Source organism: Massilia sp. DD77, assembly GCF_036961685.1.
Taxonomy (GTDB): domain Bacteria; phylum Pseudomonadota; class Gammaproteobacteria; order Burkholderiales; family Burkholderiaceae_D; genus Telluria.
Genome location: NZ_JBAMDH010000008.1, coordinates 101,395 through 121,429 on the forward strand (window position 1 = coordinate 101,395; position 20,035 = coordinate 121,429).

Consider the following 20,035-nt stretch of genomic DNA (forward strand, 5'->3'; position numbering starts at 1 on the left):
CCACCCTACGTGATCAGCGCTTCGGCGCCACGCGCCACACCACCCCGCCGGCATCATCGACCACCAGCAGCGCGCCATCCGCGCCCACTTCGACGCCCGACGGCCGTCCCCACACGTCGCGGTCGCTCAGCACCATGCCGGTCATGAAGTCCTGGTACTGCCCGGTCGGCACGCCATTCTTCATGAACACCCGCACCACCTTGTAGCCGGTGCGCACGCCGCGGTTCCATGAGCCGTGCAGCGCCACGAACACGTCCCCCTCGTACTCCTTCGGGAAGGCGTGCTTCGCTCCTTTCGGCGCGTGGTAGACGGCCATGCCCAGCGGCGCCGAGTGGGCCTGCAGCAGCACGTCCGGCGCGATGGTCTTGCCTTTCAGGTCCGGACGCTGGCCGGCCAGGCGCGGGTCTTCATGGTCGCCGATGTAGTACCACGGCCAGCCGTAGAAACCGCCCTGCTTCACGCGGGTCACGTAGTCCGGCGGCAGGTTGTCGCCCAGCGCGTCGCGCTCGTTGACGTTGCACATCAGCTCGCCCGTGGACGGATACACCAGCATGCCGACACAGTTGCGCAGGCCGGTGGCATAGGTGCGGCGGTTGCGCCCGTCCGGATCGAAGGCCATGACGGTGGCGCGGTCGGTTTCCACGCCCCAGGCGCCGCCCACGCCGTGCCTGGCTTCCCATTGCGGCAATGGTTCAGGCGGGGTGGCGCCGATCTCGGTGGCGACGTTGGTGGCCGAACCGATCGACAGCAGCATGGTCTTGCCGTCCTTCGAGAAGGCCAGGGTGCGGGTGGTGTGGCCGCCGCTGGTGTCGCTCAGGTGCGGCACCACGGCTTCCGCCGGGCCGCGCGCCTTCAGGTCGCCGCTGCGGTAGGGAATGCGCACGATCGAATTGACATTGGCGACGTACAGGTAGTGCGGATTGGCGCCGGATGGGTAGAAGGCCATGCCGTAGGGACGCTCCAGGCCGCTGGCGAAGACCGCGGCCGTATCGGCCTTGGCGCCGGTCTTCGAGCGCAGCACCTTGATCTCGCCCTTGGCGGTGGCGGCCAGGAACAGGTCGCCGTTCGGCGCGCGCAGCGGCAGGCGCGGCTTGTCTTCGTCACTGGCGAACACGCCGACCGTGAAGCCGCTGGGGACCACCGGCATCGAGCCGTTCGGGCGCGCCTCGACACGCGGGCCGTTGCCGGCGCTGGCGGTGGCGAAGGGCTTGGGCAGGTCGTTCAGCTTGATGTGGTGGATCTTGCCGGGCTGGTGCTCGTCCCAGGCGCCGCCACGCTCGAGCGGCGCGCCGGCCTGCGCGGGAACGGCCGCGGTGGCCGGCCCCTGCAGGCTGGCCAGGTAATCGATCAGCGCCGTGCGCGCCGCCTTGTCCGGGACGCCGACCGGCATCGTGGTGCCCGGCACGGCCTTGCCCGGGTCGAGCAGGAAGACATCCAGCTCCGCACGGGTCCAGGTCTTGCCGGCGGCGCCGGCCTTGCTCAAGGCCGCCGAATAGTGATAGCCGGGGACAGCCGCCGCCTTGCGCCCGACCAGGCCGAACAGGCCGGGGCCGGCGCGCGAGGACAGGTTGGCGTCGACGCTGTGGCAGCTGGCGCAGTTGTTATCGAAAACGGTGCGGCCGCTGAGGGATTGCGGGGCGGCATGGGCGGATGATACCGCTATCAATCCGACGAGCAGCAGGGCATGCGGCGGCGAATACTTGGCTTGCAAGGGACGTCTCCTGGTTTGAATAAATAGCAATCCGCCATGATAGGGCAAGTGCGCGGAGTCCGTCAGCCGCTTGCCAGATACCGTGCCAGCTCGGCCTGCGTCAGGCTGCGCTCGGCCGTTCCGTGGAAGGCGCATGCGAAGGCGCCGCTGACGGCGCCCGCACGCATGCAGGCGTCGACAGGCTGGCCGGCGCTCCAGGCATGCAGGAATGCGGACGAGAAGGCATCACCGGCGCCGTTGCTGTCCACGGCCGACCAGTCGTCGAGCCGGGCGGCCGCGGTGTGCCGCACCTCTTTCGCTCCGCGTTCCAGCACATAGCTGCCCTGCGCCCCCGCGGTGGCCACCACGGCCTGCGCCTTGCCTTCGCGGAGAATGGCGCGCATCACGTCGAACACCCCCTCCCCCAGCGCCGCGCTGCTGAGGAAGACCAGATCGGAACGGTAGGCGAAGTCGTGGTAATAGGGATTGCGGCCGTCCCAGTCGTGCAGGTCGGTCGATACCGGCAAGCCGAGGGCCTGTGCGTCGTCATAGAGCTCGCGCGCCCAGGGCACGATGCTGAGGTGAACGTGTTCCGCCTGGCGCATGCGCGGCAGGTAGAACTCGCGCGGCATGCGCAAGGCATCCGGATGGCGGCCGTCGTAGAGCGACAGCCGCCGTCCATCCGGCCCCACCAGGTTGACGCTGCGCCGGGTGCCGCTGTCGTGGACCAGGTAGTCGAAGTCCAGGCCGCGCTCGCGGTAGCGGGCCAGGATCAGCTCCGCCTGGGGATCGGCGCCGATGAAGTCGATCAGCAGGGGGCGGTGGCCGAGGGCAAGCAGGCCCAGGGCCACGCCATTCCCCGTATGCGCCACATAATCCATCACGGGCGGCACGTGGATCGAATCGGCCATGGCCAGCGGCAGCGACGGCACGCGCACGATCGTGTCGATGCCGACGCCGCCCGCCACCAGCACCCGGCGCCCGCCGGCCGCTACCATGCGACCACCGCCGAAGTCATCGGCGGCAGGGAAAGCGGCGCCCCCAGGTCCACGCTGGCGCCGGTCAGGACGTTGCGCGCCTGGCGCGCCTTGCCGATCATGCCCGCGAAACGCTTCAGGTCGAGCTGGGTCGGCCCCGCGTTCTTGTTCAGCACCACCATCACCGTCTGCTTGCCGTCGTGGCGGAAGTAGACGTAGTGCCCGTCGGCGGGCAGGTAGTGGGTCAGCTTGCCGTGCGTGACCGCCGAACTGGTCTTGCGCCAGTTGAACAGGGTGCGCACCAGCTGCTGCATGTCGCGCTGGCTGGCCGACAGCCCGGCGCCGGTGAAGGCGCTGACCTTGTCGCCCGCCCAGCCGCCCGGCATGTCGGCGCGCAGCACGCCATCCTCGCGCTGCTTCGGACTGCCGATCAGGACCTCGGTGCCGTAGAACATCTGCGGAATGCCGCGCGTGGTCGCCATCAGGATCAGGTTGGTCCTGGCCAGGTCGATGTTGTTGTCGACCTGCGCCAGGATGCGCGGGCGGTCGTGGTTGTCCGGGAAGACCATCAGCTTCATCGGGTCGGCGTACAGGTAGTCGGCCGCCAGGATCTCGTAGATGCGGATCAGGCCCTGGCCGCTTGATTCCGGTGCGGTGAGGGCCAGCGGCGCGGTGTCGCTCAGCGGGAAGTCCATCACGGTGGGCAGCTCGGAACGGAAACCGTCGCGGTTGACCACGCCCTTCTGCCAATAGGCCACCATGTGCGGGCGCGCGTCCATCTCTTCGCCGACGATGTTCAGGTTCGGGTACTCGTCGAACACGGCGCGGTTCCATTCGTTCAGGAAGGCCGGATCGGAGTAGGAATAGGTGTCCTCGCGGATGCCGGCCAGGTTCGCGTATTCGATCCACCACAGGGTGTTCTGGATCAGGTAGCGCGCCACCAGCTTGTTGCGCTGGTTCAGGTCCGGCATGGTCTCGACGAACCAGCCGTCGAAGAAGCGCGCCTTCTCTTCCGGCGCCACGTGGATGTCCTGGGCCACCGTGTGCTGGTTGTTGGTCGGCTTGAAGGTGCTGCCGTGGTTGATCCAGTCCTTGGCCGGCATGTCGCGCATCCACCAGTGGCCGGTGCCGATGTGGTTGAGCACCACGTCGTGGATCAGGCCGATGCCGCGTTCGTTGGCGGCCTTCACGTAGTTGCGGAAGTCCTCGTTGCTGCCGAAGCGCGGATCGATCTTGTAGTAATCGGTGAGCGAATAGCCGTGGTAGGAATAGCTCGGCTGGTTGTTCTCCAACAGCGGCGTGGGCCAGATCATGGTGAAGCCGAGCTTGCCGATGTAGTCGAGCTGGGCCTGCATGCCGGCCAGGTCGCCGCCGTGGCGCACGTTGGGCTGCTTGCGGTCGGCGCCTTCCAGCATGCCGGCGGCGTCGTTCGACGGATCGCCGTTGGCGAAACGGTCCGGCATGAGCAGGTAGATCGCGTCGGTGGCATCGAAACCGCGCCGCTGCGCCGAACCGGGCCGGCGTTGTTCCAGCCGGTAGGGGTGGCTGACGACAGCCTCCTTGCCGCGCATGAAGCGCAGCGTGAATTCGCCGGGCTTGGCCGAGCGCGCGATCTTGAGGTTCACGAACAGGAAGTTCGGATTGTCGGTGCGCTCGGTGCCGACGATGCGCACGCCGGGATAGGACAGCGCCGGCTGCAGCTCGGCGATCCGTTCGCCGTGCACCATCAGCTGGAGCTCGGTGCGCTTCATGCCGGTCCACCAGTTCAGCGGCTCCACATGCTGGATGTCATACGGCGCTGCCTGGGCCCACAAGGCGGTCGTCAAGGCTGAGATGAGAAAGGCGGTTTTGAGCATGGCTCCTCCAGGTTGCTCTATCAATGTTTTGTAGCAAAGTAACATGAAATACTGGCTCAATCTACCGTTATAAGCCTATATTTGTAGTAAAACTTCACGACAAGTTTGAGATGGTCAAAAATGCAACAGTGCTGTACAGAATCCTGTTATCGTAGGACGTACTTACATCCCGGGAGCCTGCATGGAACAGACAACGACTTTCGCCGATGCCCAGCGCGACATGCGTCATGCCTATGCCGGCGGTGCTCCCGGCATGCTCGTGTCTTCCCTCGTATGGATGGGCGCCGGACTCGTCGCCATGACCGGCACTGCGCAGAACGCGGTGCTGGCCCTGTTCGTGGGCGGAATGCTCATCCATCCGCTCGGCATGCTGCTCGCCAGGCTGCTGGGAAGGCCGGGCAACCATGCCAAGGGCAACCCGCTGGGATCGCTGGCGCTGGAGAGCACGGTCTGGATGCTGTTGGGCTTTGCGCTGGCCTACAGCCTGTCGCAGTGGCGCAGCGAGCTGTTCTTCCCGGCGATGCTGCTGACCATCGGCGGCCGCTACCTCAGCTTCGCGACGGTGTACGGGATGCGGATCTACTGGGCCTGCGGCGCGGCGCTGGCAGCCGCCGGCTTCCTGCTTGCCGGGAAAGGGGCGCCGATGGCGAACAGCGCCTTTGCCGGTGCCGCCATCGAACTGGTCTTCGCGGTCGCGATCTTCGCCCGCGAGCGCAGCGCACTGCGCCGCGCGCTGCCGCAGTAAAGCGCCGAGGGATCAGGCCGGCGGCTGGAGAGGGCTGGCGCTATCCCGCTAGTCCGCCACCCGGATGACCAGCTTGCCGAAATTTCGCCCTTGCAGCAGGTCGATGAAGGCCGCCGGCGCCTGCTCCAGGCCGTCGACGATGTCCTCCCGATAGCGCAGCCTGCCACTGGCGATCCAGTTTTCCGCCTCGCGCAGGAACTCGGGGCGCAGGTCGGCGAATTCGCGCTGGATGAAGCCGCGGATCGAGAGGCTTTTCTTCAGCACGTCGCGCATCATCAGCCCGAGCCGGTCGGGTCCCGGTTCGGCTTGCGGCAGCGCGTTGTACTGCGAGATCAGGCCGCACACGGGAACGCGGGCGAAGTCGTTCAGGAGCGGGAACACGGCGTCCCAGACCTTGCCGCCGACGTTCTCGAAATACACGTCGATGCCTTGCGGGCAGGCATCCGCCAGCCTCGCGGCGAAGTCGGGCGCGCGATGGTCGACGACGGCATCGAAGCCCAGTTCGTCGTGCACGAAGGCGCACTTGTCCGGCCCGCCGGCGATCCCCACGGCGCGCGCACCCCGGATGCGGGCGATCTGCCCCACCACCGAGCCGACCGCGCCGCTGGCCGCCGCCACGACCACGGTTTCTCCGGGCTGGGGCCGGCCGATCTCCCGCAATCCTGCCCAGGCGGTAAAGCCCGGCATGCCCAGCACACCCAGCGCCGTCCTGGGCGGGACCAGGGACGGGTCGAGCTTGCGCAGGTTCTCGCCGTTCGACAGCGCATAGCGCTGCCAGCCCGAATGCGACAGGACGATATCGCCCACGGCGAAGCCACCATGGCGCGAGGCGGCCACCCGCGCCACCGTGCCGCCCTCCATCACCTCCCCGATGCCGACCGGCCTGGCATAGGACTTCGCATCGTCCATCCGCCCGCGCATATAGGGGTCGAGCGAGAGGTAGAGGGTCTCGAGCAGCAGTTCGCCGGTACCAGGGACGGGAACGGGTTCTTCCACGAGGCGGAAATTCTCGAGCCGCGGGAGACCTTGTGGACGGGAAGCGAGCACGATCCGCTGGTTCGGCGCGTGGTGCATATCGGGATCCTCCTGAAGAGCTGGTCCAAGCATGGTACGCCGGATCGGCATTTTGTTCAGGGCGCCGCCTGGAATGAAAAAACGCCCGGCTGGCGTCGGCCAGGCGGGCGTTTTCAAGGGAGGGCTTGCTATCAGTCCCAGCTGAGCGTACCGCCGGTCTGGTACTCGGTCACGCGGGTCTCGAAGAAGTTGCGTTCCTTCTTCAAGTCGATCATCTCGCTCATCCACGGGAACGGGTTTTCTTCGTTCGGGAACAGCGGGTCCAGGCCGATCTGCACGGCGCGGCGGTTGGCGATGAAGCGCAGGTAGCCCTTGAACATCGGGGCGTTCAGGCCCAGCACGCCGCGCGGCATGGTGTCTTCGGCGTAGCGGTATTCCAGCTCGACCGCCTTCAGGAACAGTTCCTTGATCTCGTCGCGGAAGGCCGGGGTCCACAGCATCGGGTTTTCCATCTTGATCGTGTTGATCAGGTCGATGCCGAAGTTCACGTGCATCGACTCGTCGCGCAGGATGTACTGGTACTGCTCGGCGGCGCCGGTCATCTTGTTCTGGCGGCCCAGCGCCAGGATCTGGGTGAAGCCGACGTAGAAGAACAGGCCTTCCATCAGGCAGGCGAAGACGATGATCGACTTCAGCAGCTTCTGGTCGCTTTCGGTCGTACCGGTCTTGAATTCAGGATCGGTCAGGGTCTCGATGAACGGGATCAGGAACTGGTCCTTGTCGTGGATCGACTCGATCTCGTTGTAGGCGTTGAAGATCTCGCGCTCGTCCAGGCCCAGCGACTCGACGATGTACTGGTAGGCGTGGGTGTGGATCGCCTCTTCGAAGGCCTGGCGCAGCAGGTACTGGCGGCATTCCGGGGCGGTGATGTGGCGGTAGGTGCCCAGCACGATGTTGTTCGCGGCCAGCGAGTCGGCGGTCACGAAGAAGCCCAGGTTGCGCTTGACCAGGCGGCGCTCGTCTTCGCTCAGGCCGTTCGGGTTCTTCCACAGCTCGATGTCGCGCTGCATGTTCACTTCCTGCGGCATCCAGTGGTTGGCGCAGCCGGCCAGGTACTTGTCCCATGCCCACTTGTACTTGAACGGGACCAGTTGGTTCACGTCGGTCTGGCCGTTGATGATGCGCTTGTCGTCGGCGTTGACGCGTTTCGCGACTTCGGCGGCGGGCGCTGCGGCGTCGAGAGCGGCGGCGGGTTGCGGGGCGCGCGGGGCGCTGGTCGGTTCGTCGTCCCAAGAGAGCATGTTTCGGTTCCTTCTTTCGTGGCCTCCTTTGATGGCGGGGCCTTAACTATTCATGGTGATCGTCAGTTCCGAGGGGAACGCAAGCGCTGGCGGTGTGCTGCGGACTTGGGTTCCCGCCTTCGCGGGAATGACGGTGTTGAGCTTGGTGGTACCAAGGATGCGAGCGTCCAGCCAAGGCCCGCTCGCATCGTTCAAACGCTTACTGGCAGGCTTCGCACTCGTCGAAGCCGGCGTCGCCCGGACGCAGGTAGCAGGCGGCGCCTTCCACCACGTCCGCGGCTGCCGGGGCCGCATGGCCAGCCTGGAGGCCGCCCGAGACCGGCACGGCGTTCAGGGCGCCGGTACGGGTGGTCGACTTCTCCATGTGGGTCGCGGCGATGGTGCGCAGGTAGTAGGTGGTCTTCAGGCCGCGCAGCCATGCCAGCTTGTAGGTCTCGTCCAGTTTCTTGCCCGAGGCGCCGGCCATGTAGATGTTCAGCGACTGGGCCTGGTCGATCCACTTCTGGCGGCGCGAGGCGGCTTCCACCAGCCACTTCGGCTCGACTTCGAACGCGGTGGCGTAGATGTCGCGCAGGTCTTGCGGCACGCGGTCGATCTTGCTCAGCGAACCGTCGAAGTACTTCAGGTCGGCGATCATGACTTCGTCCCACAGGTCGCGCGCCTTCAGGTCGCGCACCAGGTAGGCGTTGATCTCGGTGAATTCGCCCGACAGGTTCGACTTCACGTACAGGTTCTGGAAGGTCGGCTCGATGCAGGCCGACACGCCGATGATGTTCGAGATGGTCGCGGTCGGGGCGATCGCCACGCAGTTCGAGTTACGCATGCCGAACTGCTTGATGCGGTTGCGCACCAGGCTCCAGTCCATCGATTCGCTGGTGTCCTGCTCCAGGTAGCCGCCGCGCTCTTCCATCAGCAGCTTGATCGAGTCCTGCGGCAGGATGCCGCGGTCCCACAGCGAGCCGGTGTAGGTCTCGTAGCGGCCGCGCTCTTCCGCCAGCTCGGTCGATGCCAGGTAGGCGTAGTAGCAGACGGCTTCCATCGACTTGTCGGCGAATTCGACGGCTTTATCCGACGCGAACGGCACGCGCATCATGTGCAGGCAGTCCTGGTGGCCCATGATGCCCATGCCCACCGGACGGTGGCGCATGTTCGAGTTACGGGCCTTGTCGACGGCGTAGTAGTTGATGTCGATGACGTTGTCCAGCATGCGCATCGCGGTGCGGATGGTCTTTTGCAGCTTGACGTGGTCCAGGCCATCGCCCTTCATGTGCTGCGGCAGGTTCACCGAGCCCAGGTTGCAGACGGCGATCTCGTCGGCGCTGGTGTTCAGGGTGATCTCGGTGCACAGGTTCGACGAGTGCACCACGCCCACGTGCTGCTGCGGCGAACGGATGTTGCACGGATCCTTGAAGGTGATCCACGGGTGGCCTGTCTCGAACAGCATCGACAGCATCTTGCGCCACAGGTCGAGCGCTTCGATCTTCTTGAACACGGACATCTCGCCGCGCTCGGCCTTGGCTTCGTACGCCACGTAGGCGGCTTCGAAGGCCTTGCCGGTCAGGTCGTGCAGGTCCGGGGTTTCCGACGGCGAGAACAGGGTCCAGTTGCCCTTTTCCATCACGCGCTTCATGAACAGGTCCGGAATCCAGTTCGCGGTGTTCATGTCGTGGGTGCGGCGGCGGTCGTCGCCGGTGTTCTTGCGCAGGTCGAGGAATTCCTCGATGTCCAGGTGCCAGGTTTCCAGGTAGGCGCAGACCGCGCCCTTGCGCTTGCCGCCCTGGTTGACCGCCACGGCGGTGTCGTTGACCACCTTCAGGAACGGCACCACGCCCTGCGAGCGGCCGTTGGTGCCCTTGATGCGCGAACCCAGCGCGCGGACCGGGGTCCAGTCGTTGCCCAGGCCGCCGGCGAACTTCGACAGCAGCGCATTCTCTTTGATGGCGTCGTAGATGCCTTCCAGGTCGTCGCCGACGGTGGTCAGGTAGCAGGACGACAGCTGCGAGCGGCGGGTGCCCGAGTTGAACAGGGTCGGGGTCGAGCTCATGAAGTCGAAGGACGACAGCAGGTTGTAGAACTCGATGGCGCGCGCTTCGCGGTCGGCTTCGCGCAGGGCCAGGCCCATCGCGACGCGCATGTAGAAGGCCTGCGGCATTTCGATGCGGACGTCGCGCACGTGCAGGAAGTAGCGGTCGTACAGGGTCTGCAGGCCGATGTAGCCGAACTGCAGGTCACGGTCGGCGACCAGGGCCTTGGCCAGGCGCTCGAGGTCGTACTTGCCCAGCTCTTCGTCCAGCAGCTCGTTCTCGATGCCCTTGGCGATGTATTTCGGGAAGTAGGTAATGTACTCGGCGGCGGCGGCGGCTTGCGCGACTTCCTTGCCGAAGACTTCCTTGCGGATGGTGTGCAGCAGGATGCGGGCGGTCACCTGGCTGTAGGCCGGGTCCTTTTCCATCAGGGCTCTAGCGGCCAGGATGGCGGACTTGTGCAGCTCTTCGACCGGCACGCCGTCGTACAGGTTCTTCATGGTCTCGGCGACGATGGCCTCGGCGTCGACATGCTTTTCCAGGCCGGCGCAGGCGGCGTTGATCAGGCTCGAGACCGCGTTCAGGTCCAGCGGACGGCGCTCGCCGCCGTCGACCACGTGGATCTGCGGGGCCACGACGGCGGAACCGCCGGCGGCTTCCTTGGCGGCGCGGCGCTCTTCCATGCGCTTGGCGCGGTACAGCACGTATTCGCGCGCGACATCGTGTTCGCCCGAACGCATCAGCGACAGCTCGACCTGGTCCTGCACGTCCTCGATGTGGAAGGTGCCGCCATTCGGCTGGCGGCGCACCAGCGCGGCCACGACGTTATTGGTCAGCTGTTCCACCAGCTCGCGGATGCGGGCCGAGACGGCGCCCTGCCCGCCGGCGACGGCGAGGAAGGCCTTGGTCATCGCCACCGAGATCTTGTTCGGCTCGAACGCGACCACGGCGCCATTGCGGCGGATGACACGGTAATCACCGCGCGCGACGATGTCGGCGGGCGTGGCGCCAGTCGACGTCGTTCCTGGGGTGACGTGCGGATTGATCGAGATGTCTTGTGCTGTTTGCATTGAGCCTCCAGGATGACGGCCGGTGCCGCCAAATTGTTATCGCTGGACCGTCGTGCGGTCGTTGACAAAATTAAAAGCAAAACGATACCCCGCCAGCCGGAAGCCTAAGCTGGCAAACCAGATATGCAGGGTAAGGGTAAGTCCTATGATTCGCTTGTGATTCGTGTCGGAAGCCGAGCTTGCCGACTACCGGTGTAGGTCTAGTTTCTTGCTGTCTACTACCACTAGATCTAGTGTCCGGCCTTGAGATGAGACTAATTGTAGTACCTCGTTTGCGATAAGGGCAAGTAAATAAATTCTCAATATTTGAGCTGAATCGTTGTGCGGAGTCTTGACTTTTGCAGCCTGCCGAACGATGCGGAATGCACGGTGAGCAAGCACTAACATCGGATTTTCCGGCTGCTCATTAGGTAATCAGAACTGGGCATTATTGCACGGTGGAAGTGCAGTTTGCATCATGTTAATTCCTTGGCCATGAGCCTAAAGATGGATCCGCGGCCCTGGATGTAGGGTGGACGGGTCTCCCGCCCCCCCCTCAGCCGGTGCTATCTATATAGTAGGGTTGGCGGCTCCGCCGCCGACGCGGTGATGGGTGGCGGATGCCGGTTCGCGCGCGCATCAGCACCGGGCGTGTATCGCCGCGTCGGCGGCAAAGCCGCCAACCCTACGCCTAATCGTCCGGCGCGCTGATCTCCAGCTTCTGCATCTGGTAGCGCAACTGCCGCACGCTGATCCCCAGCAGGCTGGCCGCCTGCGTGCGGTTGAATTGGGTCTGCTGCAGGGCGCGCTGGATGATGTCGCGCTCGACCTGCTCCAGGTAGGCCGGCAGATTCGACGGCAGCTCCGCCGGTCCCAGGTTCACCGGCACCGGCACCGGCGCCGCGGCCGGCATGGGGGGCGCAGGTTCCGGTGTCAGCGGCACGGCCGGCGCGACGGGGGGCGCCACCGGTTCGCGCACCGTGGGCTCGCCCGGCCGCGCCGCCTTCAGCGACAAGTCCCCCACTTCGATCACTCCGCCGTTGGCGAAAGCCAGCGCCCGCTCCAGCACATTCTCCAGCTCGCGCACGTTGCCGGGGAAGGAATAGGCGCGCAGCGCGTCCAGCACGCCCGGCCCGAGCGAGGCCTTGCCCGGCCCGGCCAGCCTGGCGAGGATGGCGTCCGTCAGCACCGGCAAGTCCTCCAGCCGCTCGCGCAGCGGCGGCAGCGCCAGCTCGATCACGTTCAGGCGGTAGAACAAATCCTGCCTGAACTTGCCGGTCTCGACGCAGCGTGCCAGGTCCTGGTGGGTGGCGCTGACGATGCGCACGTCGACCGGCTCCTCGGTCGTGGCGCCGATCTTGCGCACGCGCCGCTCCTGGATCGCGCGCAGCAGCTTGACCTGCATCGCCAGCGGCAGGTCGGCCACCTCGTCCAGCATCAGGGTGCCGCCGTCGGCCGCCTGGAAGAAGCCTTCGCGCTCGTCCGCCGCGCCGGTGAAGGCGCCCTTGCGGTAGCCGAAGAACTCCGCTTCCATCAGGGCCTCGGGAATGGCGCCGCAGTTCACCGCCACGAAGGGCTTGGCGGCGCGCGAGCTTTGCGCGTGGATCTCGCGCGCGGCCAGTTCCTTGCCGGCGCCCGATTCGCCGGTGATCGAGACCGGCGCATTGGAGCGCGCCAGGCGCCCGATCTGGGCCCGCAGCGACTGCATGGCGGGCGAGTCGCCGATCAGGCGCGAAGTCCCGGCGCCGATGTCCTGCTGCCCTGTTCCTCCCTCCGACACCTTCAGCGCCGAGCGCACCATCAGGCGCAGCGCATCCAGGGCCACCGGCTTGGCGATGTAGTCGAAGGCCCCGGCCTTGAGCGCCACCACCGCGTTTTCGGCGCTGCCGAAGGCGGTGATGACGGCCACCGGCGTGCCTTTGCCGGAGGCGCTGATCTCGCGCACCAGCTCGATCCCGAGGCCGTCGGGCAGGCGCATGTCGGTCAGCACCAGGGCGTAGTCGTGTTCTTCGAACAGGTTGCGCGCCTGGCGCAGGGTGGCGGCGCTGTCGACGTCCAGGCCCATCTTGAGCAAGGTAATCTCGAGCAGCTCGCGCAGGTCGGCCTCGTCGTCGACGACCAGGATGCGTGGTGCGCTCATGCCGTCCTCCCCTGCCCGTGCGCCTCAGCCGGAACGCGGCTGGATGAAACTGATGACGAAGCGGCCGCTGGCCTTGCGCGGGCCCATCGCCGACTGGTCGAACCGGTATTCATAATCGAGTTTCGCATCGTTGTTCAGGCACAGTTCTCGCGCCAGGTAGAGTCCCAGGCCGGTGCCCTTGCTCGAGGTGGTGTAGAAGGGCTCGAACAGGTGCGCCCGCACGTCGGGCGTGATGCCGGGGCCGTCGTCCTGCACGTGCAGCTCTGGGCGCCCGGCCGCATCCAGGGACGGGAAGATCCGGATGCTGCCCGGCTTGCGGCTGGCGTAGCGCACCGCGTTGTTCAACAGGTTGAGCAGCACTTCGTGCAGGTGCAGCGGGTCGAAACGCACCGTGGCGTCGCCGGCGTCGCCCAGCCAGACTATATCACCGTCCAGGCCGTGGATTTCGCAGAATTCGGCCTTCAGCTCGGCCAGGAAAGCGGCCAGCGGCACCGGCTCGCTGTGCGGCTGGGCCTTGCGCGACAGCTGCAGGATGTCCTCGACCATGCGGTTCACGCGCGCCACGTTGTCGCTCACGATCTTCAGCAGGCGCACCTCGGCCGGGCCGTGCAGGTCTTCGGCCAGCAGCGCGGTGGCGTGGCCGATGGCCGACAGCGGATTGCGCACCTCATGGGCGATGCTGGCGGTCAGGCGCCCCATCGAGGCCAGCTTCAGTTGCTGCGCCTGGTTTTCGATGGCGCTCACGTCCTGCATGAAGATCACGCTGCGCCCGCCCGCCTGGGCGCTGGTGTCGACGCGGGCGAAGCGCAGCTTCAGGTGCGCCGGCTGGTCGCGCCCGCCGCGCACGCCCCGGCCGGAACCGCCCTCGTGCCAGGGCTTGATGGTGACGAAGGCCGCTTCCTCGCCGGGCGCCGCGCGCCAGGCGGCGAAGGCTTGCGCGACCGGTTCGAAGGCGGACGCGTCGGCCAGGCGGAAGCCCTCGGCCTCGGATTCCAGGCCCAGCATGCGGCGCGCCGCCGGGTTGCCGGTGTAGACGCCGCCGCCGTCGTCGAGCACCAGGATGCCGTCGCCGACGTCGGCGATCACGATCTGGTTGATGGCCTGCTGGACGCGCAGGTCGGTGCCGCGCTGGGCCGCCAGTTCCTCCTGCCCCAGCAGGCGCGCCGCCAGCCGGTTCAGGATCAGCACGCAGGCAAAGAAGGCCGCGCCGTACATCCCGGCCTGCATCAGCGGCGGCTCGCGGTCGCTGACGAAGAGCTGCCAGGCGCTTTCCAGCAGCAGGAAGATGGCGGCGACCGAGGCCGAGAACAGCGCCATCAGCAGCGGCGCCAGGATGGCGGCGCCGGCCAGCGGGAACAGGTAGAGGATGCCGAGGCCGCTGGGCATGCCGCCCGCGGCCAGGTAGAGCAGCGAGATGACCGCCAGGTCGGTGGCGATCTGCACGCCCAGCTGGATGATGAAGCGGCGGCGCCAGCGCGCGGCCATTACCGCGAACAGGATGGCGGCAGTGGCGTAGGCGAAGCAGGTTTCGGCTGCGGCCGGATCGGTACTGACGCTGCCGCTCTGGAGGTCGAAGCCGAGATACAGCAGCAGCACCAGCGCAATGACGATGCGCGTCACCGTGAAGGTCTGGAGCGAGCGCCACAGGGTGACGCGCGCCTCCGCGGACAGCGCATGCGCCGGCACCTTCCAGGCCGCCATCGGGGCTTACCGGGGCGGCAGGCGCACGTGGCCTGGCGAGCAGTAGTCGTGACCGTCGGCGCGCACCGCTTCCGAGGCCGGGAAGTACATGCCGCAGTGGGCGCACTGGGCCATGGCCTCGATCTCGCCGGCATGGGTGGGGGTCGGGCGCTGCTGCCGCTGCGCCTCCATCTGGCCGCGGCGCACGGCGGCGCGCAGCTTGCTGCGGATGGCGAAGACCACCAGGGCGATGAGGGCGATCCAGAACAGGATGCGGGTCATGCCACCCCCCGGTGCAGGACGACTTCCAGCACGAAGCGGCTGCCGACATAGGCCAGCGCCAGGGTGGCGAAGCCTGCCAGCGTGAAGCGCAGCGCGGTCTTGCCGCGCCAGCCCTGCCATTTGCGGCCGGCCAGCAGCGCCGCGAACAGCGCCCAGGACAGCAGCGCGAACACGCTCTTGTGGTCGAGCAGCAGCGGACGGCCGAAGACCTGTTCCGAGAACACGAAGCCCGACAGCACGGTGAGGCTGAGCAGCACGAAGCCGATCCAGATCACGCGGAACAGCAGTTTTTCCATGGTCAGCAGGGCCGGCAGCTGGTCGAGCGCCGCGCCGAGCCAGCCGGAGCCGGGGCTGGCGGGACGGGTGTGCAGGCGGGCTTCCTGCAGCGCCATCAGCACGGCGTGGAAGGCGGCGATGGTGAGCGTGCTGTAGGCCAGCACGGCAACCGCGATGTGCCAGCCGAAGGCGGCCGGCCGGCCGGCCAGCGGCATCAGGCTGCCCGGGAACAGCACCGGCAACAGGCAGGCGCCGAAGGCGAAGGGCATGACCAGGCGGCGCAGGCCGTCGAGGGCGAAATTGCGGTTTTCCACCCAGTAGGCAAGGACGGAAATCCACAGCGCCGACGAGAGCATCACGGCGAAACCGACGCGCAGGCCGCCCGGCAGCATCACGTCGAGGCCGAGCGCCGCGCCGTGGATCAGCCAGGCCAGCGCGGTGACCGCCGAAATGGCAGCGCCCTGGCGCGACGGCAACAGTGCACAGACCGCGTACAGCAGGGCCGCGGCGAAAAAGAGGGTGTTCTGCATACTGGAAGTCTACACCATCGGCAAATCGCCAGGGTCGGCGGGGTGATGCAGGCCGGTGGCCTGCATCACAGACGCCGACGCGGTGATTGGTAACGGTGAAACAAGCGCAAGGGCGGATCTTGCTCCACCTATCCCCGCGTCGGCGGCAGAGCCGCCAACCCTACGATCATGATGTGCAGGCCGATTGGTTAATCCACCGCCGCCATGCGCAGCTCGTCATGATGATGCCGCTGCTGCTCCTCCATCACCAGCATCCCCAGCTCGCGCTTGAGCGCATTGAAGGCCGGCGCGGCCGGGTCGCGCACCCGCGGCAGCTCGACCGGCAGGTCGCGTTTCACGGTGCCCGGCCGGTAGGTCATCACGACGATGCGGTCGGCCAGGTAGATCGCCTCCTCGATGCTGTGGGTGACGAACAGGATCGTCTTCTTCAGCTCGGCCCAGATGCGCAGCAGCTCGTCCTGCAGGTTGCGCCGGGTGAGCGCGTCGAGCGCGCCGAAGGGCTCGTCCATCAGCATGATCGGAGAATCCAGGGCCAGCACGCGCGCGATCGCCACCCGCTGGCGCATGCCGCCCGACAGGTCCTTGGGATAGCGCTGGCGGAAATCGAGCAGCGACAGCATGCCCAGCAGCCGCTCGACCGTCGCCGCCGCCTCGGCCCTGGGCACGCCCTTGATCTCCAGCCCGAAGCCGACGTTCTGCGCCACCGTCATCCAGGAAAACAGCGCGTATTCCTGGAACACCATGCCGCGCTGCGGCCCTGGCGCGCTCACCGGCAGCCCGTCGACCGTGATCGCGCCGCTGCTGGGCGGGGCGAAGCCGGCGACCGCGTTCAGCAGGGTCGACTTGCCGCAGCCGGAAGGCCCCAGCAGGCAGGTGAACTGTCCGCGCGGGATCTCCAGGTGGATGTCCTGCAGCGCGGCGATCTCGCGGCCCTCGCCGGCGAAGACCTTGTTCACGCCCTCGATACGAATGTGCGGTGCCATGTCAGTGCTCCAGGCCGCGGTGCCAGCGCAGCATATGCTTGTTCAATCGATCGATGGCGGCGTCGATCGCCAGGCCGAGCAGGCCGATGCTGATCATGCCGGCGATGATCTTGTCGGACCAGAAGTACTCGCGCGCTTCCAGGATGCGGAAGCCCAGGCCGCTGTTCACGGCGATCATCTCGGCCACGATGACGACGATGAAGGCGGTGCCGATGCCGATCCGTACGCCGGACAGGATGGTGGGCACGGCCGCCGGCAGGATCACGCGCACGAACAGGGTGGTGGCGCCCGCGCCCAGGTTGCGCGCGGCGCGCAGGTAGATGCCGTCCACCTGGCGCACCCCGGCGATGGTGTTCATCAAGACCGGGAAGAAGGCGCCGATCGCGATCAGGAACACGGCCGGCGGATTGCCCAGCCCGAACCACAGGATGGCCAGCGGGATGTAGGCGATGGGCGGAATCGGGCGCAGCAGCTGGACCAGGGGATTCATCCACGCATACACGGCGCGGCTGGCGCCCATCGCCAGCCCGAGCGGCAACGCCAGGCCGGCGCCGATGGCAAAGCCCACCACCACCCGGTACAGGCTGTTGGCGGTATCCACCACCAGTTCGCCCGACAGCGCCCAGGCGATCCAGCCGGCCTGCCCGCCATGTCCGTCATAGGCCGCGAGCGGCAGCAGGTAGGCGATCCACTTGCGCGCCACGTCGAGCGGCGCCGGCAGCACCTGCGGGTTGACCAGGCCGGCCTGGGCCACCGCATGCCAGAGCGCGATGGCCAGCAACGGCGCCACCAGGCCGACACACATATCTTTCCAGCTGCGCACGCTGGTCCTGGCTTGGCGGCGGCGCTCAATGCGCATGCTGGTTCCTCCGGGCCGCCGCCAGCAGGTCGAGCCTGACCCAGTCGGCCGCCAGCGGCGGGCGCGCCATGCGCCCCACCCCGGTCTTCATCATGATCTCGGTCGTGACCTGGATGTGCTCTGGCGTGATGTCGAGCGAGTAGGGCGAGTTGGCGATCGCGTCGCGGAAGTCCTCGGCCGTGATCTGGTTCTTGAAGATGGTTTCGCGCACGTACTTCTCGGCCTGGTCCGGATGCTTGATGAAGGTGCTGGTGGCCTGGACGAAGCAGCGCATGAATCTCTCGGCCAGCGGACGGCGCTCGCGGTAGAACTTCTCGGTCATCACCAGGGTGCGCACCGGTTCGCCGATCGGGGTGCCATAAGGCTTGAGCACCTCCACACCGAAGCCCCTGTTGATGGCCTGCGAGGACTGCGGCTCGGACTGCATCATGGCGTCGATCTGCTTGCCGAGCAGCGCCCCGTTCAAGTCGGGATAGGACAGGTAGACCAGCTGCACGTCCTTGCCCGGCGCGCTGTCGGCCTTCAGGCCATGGCGCGCCAGTTCGGCCATCAGGAGCACCTCCTGGATCGCGCCGCGCGTCACGCCCACCCGCTTGCCCTTGAGCTGGGCCACGCTCTTGATGTTCAGCCCGGGCCGCGCCACCAGGCGCGCCCCGCCCTTGGCGAAGCCGGCCACCACCAGCACCGGCGCGCCGCCGGCCCGGCCCTGGATCGCTGCTTCCGACGCGGTGCTGCCGACGTCGAGTTCGCCGGCGATGATGGCCTGCATCACGTCCAGGCCTTTCGGGAAGACCCGCTCCTCGACCTCGATGCCGCAGCGCGGGGCGATTTCCTTGATATACGAGATGGCGCCGAAATGGGCCAGCTTGAGGTTCCCCAGCCGGACCACGTCCCGGGCCTGGACGCTGCCTGCTGCCAGAAGGACTAATGCCACGAAGGTCTTGCGCAACACGTTTGCCATGCGGTTCTCCGATCTGCTCCAAGTGCTCAATGGATGATCAGGGTGCATGATGATGACGCCTGGAAACTTGTCTTGCAACAACAAAACGGGGAATTGCCGGAAAAATGCGCCGCCCCCCTTCCTTGGCGCGAACGGCAGGGGCTGACGCAAGGTAAAATGGCGGTTTGTGTCAACCGCCCTATATATTATTAGGTAACCATGCTAGATAATCTGACCCAACGCCTTGCCAAGGTCGTCAAGACGATGCGCGGCGAGGCCCGCCTGACCGAAGCGAACACCGCCGAGATGCTGCGCGAAGTGCGCATGGCCCTGCTCGAGGCGGACGTGGCGCTGCCGGCGGTGCGCGAATTCATCGCCAAAGTGAAGGAAAAAGCGCTGGGCGAGGAAGTCATCGGCTCGCTCAGCCCCGGCCAGGCGCTGGTCGGCGTGGTGCAGCGCGAGCTGGCCGCCCTGATGGGCGCCGACCTCGGCCCGGAAGCGTCCCAGCTCTCCTTCGCCCAGCAGCCGCCCGCGATCATCCTGATGGCCGGCCTGCAGGGCGTGGGTAAAACCACGACCGTCGGCAAGCTGGCCAAGTACCTGAAGGAACAGAAAAAGAAGAAGGTGCTGACCGTCTCCGCCGACGTCTACCGTCCGGCCGCGATCGCCCAGCTCGAATCGGTGACCAGGCAGGTCGGCGCCGACTTCTTCCCGACCACCGCCAGCGACAAGCCGGTCGACATCGCGCGCAACGCGCTGGACTGGGCCAAGAAGCACTACCACGACGTCCTGATCATCGACACCGCCGGCCGCCTGGGCATCGACGAAGCGATGATGCAGGAGATCGCCGCCGTGCACACGGCCGTCAAGCCGGTCGAGACCCTGTTCGTGGTCGACGCCATGCTGGGCCAGGATGCGATCAATACCGCCAAGGCCTTCAACGACGCCCTGCCCCTGACCGGCATCGTGCTGACCAAGCTCGATGGCGACTCGCGCGGCGGCGCGGCGCTGTCGGTGCGCCACGTGACCGGCAAGCCGATCAAGTTCGCCGGCGTGTCCGAAAAACTGGACGGTCTGGAAGCCTTCGATCCGGCGCGCATGGCCAACCGCGTGCTGGGCATGGGCGACATCCTGGCGCTGGTCGAGGAAGCGCGCAAGGGCGTGGACGCCGAAGCCGCGGCCGAACTGGCGAACAAGATCAAGGTCGGCGGCCGCTTCGACATGAACGATTTCAAGGCGCAGCTGACCCAGATGAAGAAAATGGGCGGCATGTCCGGCCTGCTCGACAAGCTGCCGGCCCAGTTCCAGCAAGCCGCCGCGGGCGCCAACATGGACCAGGCCGAAAAGCAGGTGCGGCGCATGGTCGGCATCATCGACTCGATGACGCCGGCGGAACGCGCCAAGCCTGAGCTGATCAAGGCCAACCGCAAGCGCCGCATCGCCGCCGGCGCGGGCGTGCAGGTGCAGGAAGTGAACCGCATGCTGACCCAGTACGATCAGATGCAGACCATGATGAAGAAGCTCAAAGGTGGCGGTCTCATGAAGATGATGCGCGGGATGAAGGGCATGATGCCCGGCATGCGCTAAGCGCCGGCCGCGTCGAACGAACCGTGTACGGCACTGGCTGTACACGGTTTTTTTACGTCTTTTGTCAGCGCTTTGCGCTTCTTATGCGTTGGTGGGTGCGAT

Annotated in this window: 15 protein-coding genes; 2 read left to right on the top strand and 13 right to left on the bottom strand. The window is 66.6% G+C overall.

The features are described 5' to 3' along the window. Nucleotides 1-13 precede the first annotated feature (13 nt). The 3 genes from V7778_RS06365 to V7778_RS06375 form a co-directional block, all read right to left on the bottom strand. Complete coding sequence (locus V7778_RS06365) at nt 14-1,711, bottom strand: PQQ-dependent sugar dehydrogenase (protein WP_335552895.1); 1,698 nt, start codon at nt 1,709-1,711, stop codon at nt 14-16. Between the two features lie 62 nt (nt 1,712-1,773). Beyond that, the gene (locus V7778_RS06370) at nt 1,774-2,688 is read right to left on the bottom strand and encodes a carbohydrate kinase family protein (RefSeq protein ID WP_335552897.1); all 915 of its coding nucleotides are present in this window, start codon (nt 2,686-2,688) and stop codon (nt 1,774-1,776) included. Further along, entirely contained in the window at nt 2,682-4,523 is a 1,842-nt protein-coding gene (locus tag V7778_RS06375; RefSeq protein WP_335552899.1) for a glycoside hydrolase family 13 protein, read from the bottom strand. Before V7778_RS06375 ends, V7778_RS06370 begins: the two co-directional genes overlap by 7 nt. Nucleotides 4,524-4,704: 181 nt before the next feature. Between V7778_RS06375 and V7778_RS06380 the strand changes: the two genes are divergently transcribed. Beyond that, on the top strand, nt 4,705-5,268 hold the full coding sequence (locus V7778_RS06380) for a DUF7010 family protein (RefSeq protein ID WP_335552901.1): 564 nt from the start codon (nt 4,705-4,707) through the stop codon (nt 5,266-5,268). A gap of 48 nt (nt 5,269-5,316) precedes the next feature. On the opposite strand, the gene V7778_RS06385 is transcribed toward V7778_RS06380, so the two are convergent. The 10 genes from V7778_RS06385 to V7778_RS06430 all read right to left on the bottom strand — a co-directional run bounded on the left by V7778_RS06385 (nt 5,317) and on the right by V7778_RS06430 (nt 18,367). Then, on the bottom strand, nt 5,317-6,342 hold the full coding sequence (locus tag V7778_RS06385) for an NADP-dependent oxidoreductase (RefSeq protein WP_335552903.1): 1,026 nt from the start codon (nt 6,340-6,342) through the stop codon (nt 5,317-5,319). A 131-nt stretch (nt 6,343-6,473) separates the two neighbouring features. Then, nucleotides 6,474-7,583, bottom strand: coding sequence for a ribonucleotide-diphosphate reductase subunit beta (locus V7778_RS06390; RefSeq protein WP_335552906.1), 1,110 nt, complete (start codon nt 7,581-7,583; stop codon nt 6,474-6,476). A 199-nt stretch (nt 7,584-7,782) separates the two neighbouring features. Then, entirely contained in the window at nt 7,783-10,677 is a 2,895-nt protein-coding gene (locus tag V7778_RS06395) for a ribonucleoside-diphosphate reductase subunit alpha (protein ID WP_335552908.1), read from the bottom strand. Between the two features lie 670 nt (nt 10,678-11,347). Further along, nucleotides 11,348-12,796: a sigma-54-dependent transcriptional regulator gene (locus V7778_RS06400; RefSeq protein ID WP_335552909.1), complete on the bottom strand. Its 1,449-nt coding sequence runs from the start codon at nt 12,794-12,796 to the stop codon at nt 11,348-11,350. A 24-nt stretch (nt 12,797-12,820) separates the two neighbouring features. Further along, nucleotides 12,821-14,497, bottom strand: coding sequence for a sensor histidine kinase (locus V7778_RS06405; RefSeq protein WP_335552911.1), 1,677 nt, complete (start codon nt 14,495-14,497; stop codon nt 12,821-12,823). Nucleotides 14,498-14,503: 6 nt separating this feature from the next. Continuing rightward, nucleotides 14,504-14,758 (bottom strand): PP0621 family protein, encoded by a 255-nt coding sequence (locus V7778_RS06410; RefSeq protein WP_335552913.1) that lies wholly within the window; start codon nt 14,756-14,758, stop codon nt 14,504-14,506. Further along, nucleotides 14,755-15,564, bottom strand: coding sequence for a cytochrome C assembly family protein (locus tag V7778_RS06415; protein ID WP_335552915.1), 810 nt, complete (start codon nt 15,562-15,564; stop codon nt 14,755-14,757). The genes V7778_RS06410 and V7778_RS06415 overlap by 4 nt, the downstream gene beginning before the upstream one ends. A gap of 188 nt (nt 15,565-15,752) precedes the next feature. Further along, on the bottom strand, nt 15,753-16,547 hold the full coding sequence (locus tag V7778_RS06420) for an ABC transporter ATP-binding protein (RefSeq protein WP_335552917.1): 795 nt from the start codon (nt 16,545-16,547) through the stop codon (nt 15,753-15,755). A gap of 1 nt (nt 16,548) precedes the next feature. Next, nucleotides 16,549-17,352 (bottom strand): ABC transporter permease, encoded by an 804-nt coding sequence (locus tag V7778_RS06425; RefSeq protein WP_335552999.1) that lies wholly within the window; start codon nt 17,350-17,352, stop codon nt 16,549-16,551. Nucleotides 17,353-17,395: 43 nt separating this feature from the next. Further along, nucleotides 17,396-18,367, bottom strand: a complete 972-nt coding sequence (locus V7778_RS06430; protein WP_335552920.1) for an ABC transporter substrate-binding protein — start codon at nt 18,365-18,367, stop codon at nt 17,396-17,398. A 198-nt stretch (nt 18,368-18,565) separates the two neighbouring features. Between V7778_RS06430 and ffh the strand changes: the two genes are divergently transcribed. Next, nucleotides 18,566-19,933: a signal recognition particle protein gene (gene ffh / locus V7778_RS06435; RefSeq protein ID WP_335552922.1), complete on the top strand. Its 1,368-nt coding sequence runs from the start codon at nt 18,566-18,568 to the stop codon at nt 19,931-19,933. The last annotated feature ends 102 nt before the right edge of the window (nt 19,934-20,035 follow it).

Bases quoted from the DNA above. Each gene is read 5' to 3' on its own strand.
- V7778_RS06370 (WP_335552897.1), bottom strand. From the start codon at position 2,688: ATGGTAGCGGCCGGCGGGCGCCGGGTGCTGGTGGCGGGCGGCGTCGGC.
- V7778_RS06375 (WP_335552899.1), bottom strand. From the start codon at position 4,523: ATGCTCAAAACCGCCTTTCTCATCTCAGCCTTGACGACCGCCTTGTGG.
- V7778_RS06380 (WP_335552901.1), top strand. From the start codon at position 4,705: ATGGAACAGACAACGACTTTCGCCGATGCCCAGCGCGACATGCGTCAT.
- V7778_RS06385 (WP_335552903.1), bottom strand. From the start codon at position 6,342: ATGCACCACGCGCCGAACCAGCGGATCGTGCTCGCTTCCCGTCCACAA.
- V7778_RS06390 (WP_335552906.1), bottom strand. From the start codon at position 7,583: ATGCTCTCTTGGGACGACGAACCGACCAGCGCCCCGCGCGCCCCGCAA.
- V7778_RS06395 (WP_335552908.1), bottom strand. From the start codon at position 10,677: ATGCAAACAGCACAAGACATCTCGATCAATCCGCACGTCACCCCAGGA.
- V7778_RS06400 (WP_335552909.1), bottom strand. From the start codon at position 12,796: ATGAGCGCACCACGCATCCTGGTCGTCGACGACGAGGCCGACCTGCGC.
- V7778_RS06405 (WP_335552911.1), bottom strand. From the start codon at position 14,497: ATGGCGGCCTGGAAGGTGCCGGCGCATGCGCTGTCCGCGGAGGCGCGC.
- V7778_RS06410 (WP_335552913.1), bottom strand. From the start codon at position 14,758: ATGACCCGCATCCTGTTCTGGATCGCCCTCATCGCCCTGGTGGTCTTC.
- V7778_RS06415 (WP_335552915.1), bottom strand. From the start codon at position 15,564: ATGCAGAACACCCTCTTTTTCGCCGCGGCCCTGCTGTACGCGGTCTGT.
- V7778_RS06420 (WP_335552917.1), bottom strand. From the start codon at position 16,547: ATGGCACCGCACATTCGTATCGAGGGCGTGAACAAGGTCTTCGCCGGC.
- V7778_RS06425 (WP_335552999.1), bottom strand. From the start codon at position 17,352: ATGTGTGTCGGCCTGGTGGCGCCGTTGCTGGCCATCGCGCTCTGGCAT.
- V7778_RS06430 (WP_335552920.1), bottom strand. From the start codon at position 18,367: ATGGCAAACGTGTTGCGCAAGACCTTCGTGGCATTAGTCCTTCTGGCA.
- ffh (WP_335552922.1), top strand. From the start codon at position 18,566: ATGCTAGATAATCTGACCCAACGCCTTGCCAAGGTCGTCAAGACGATG.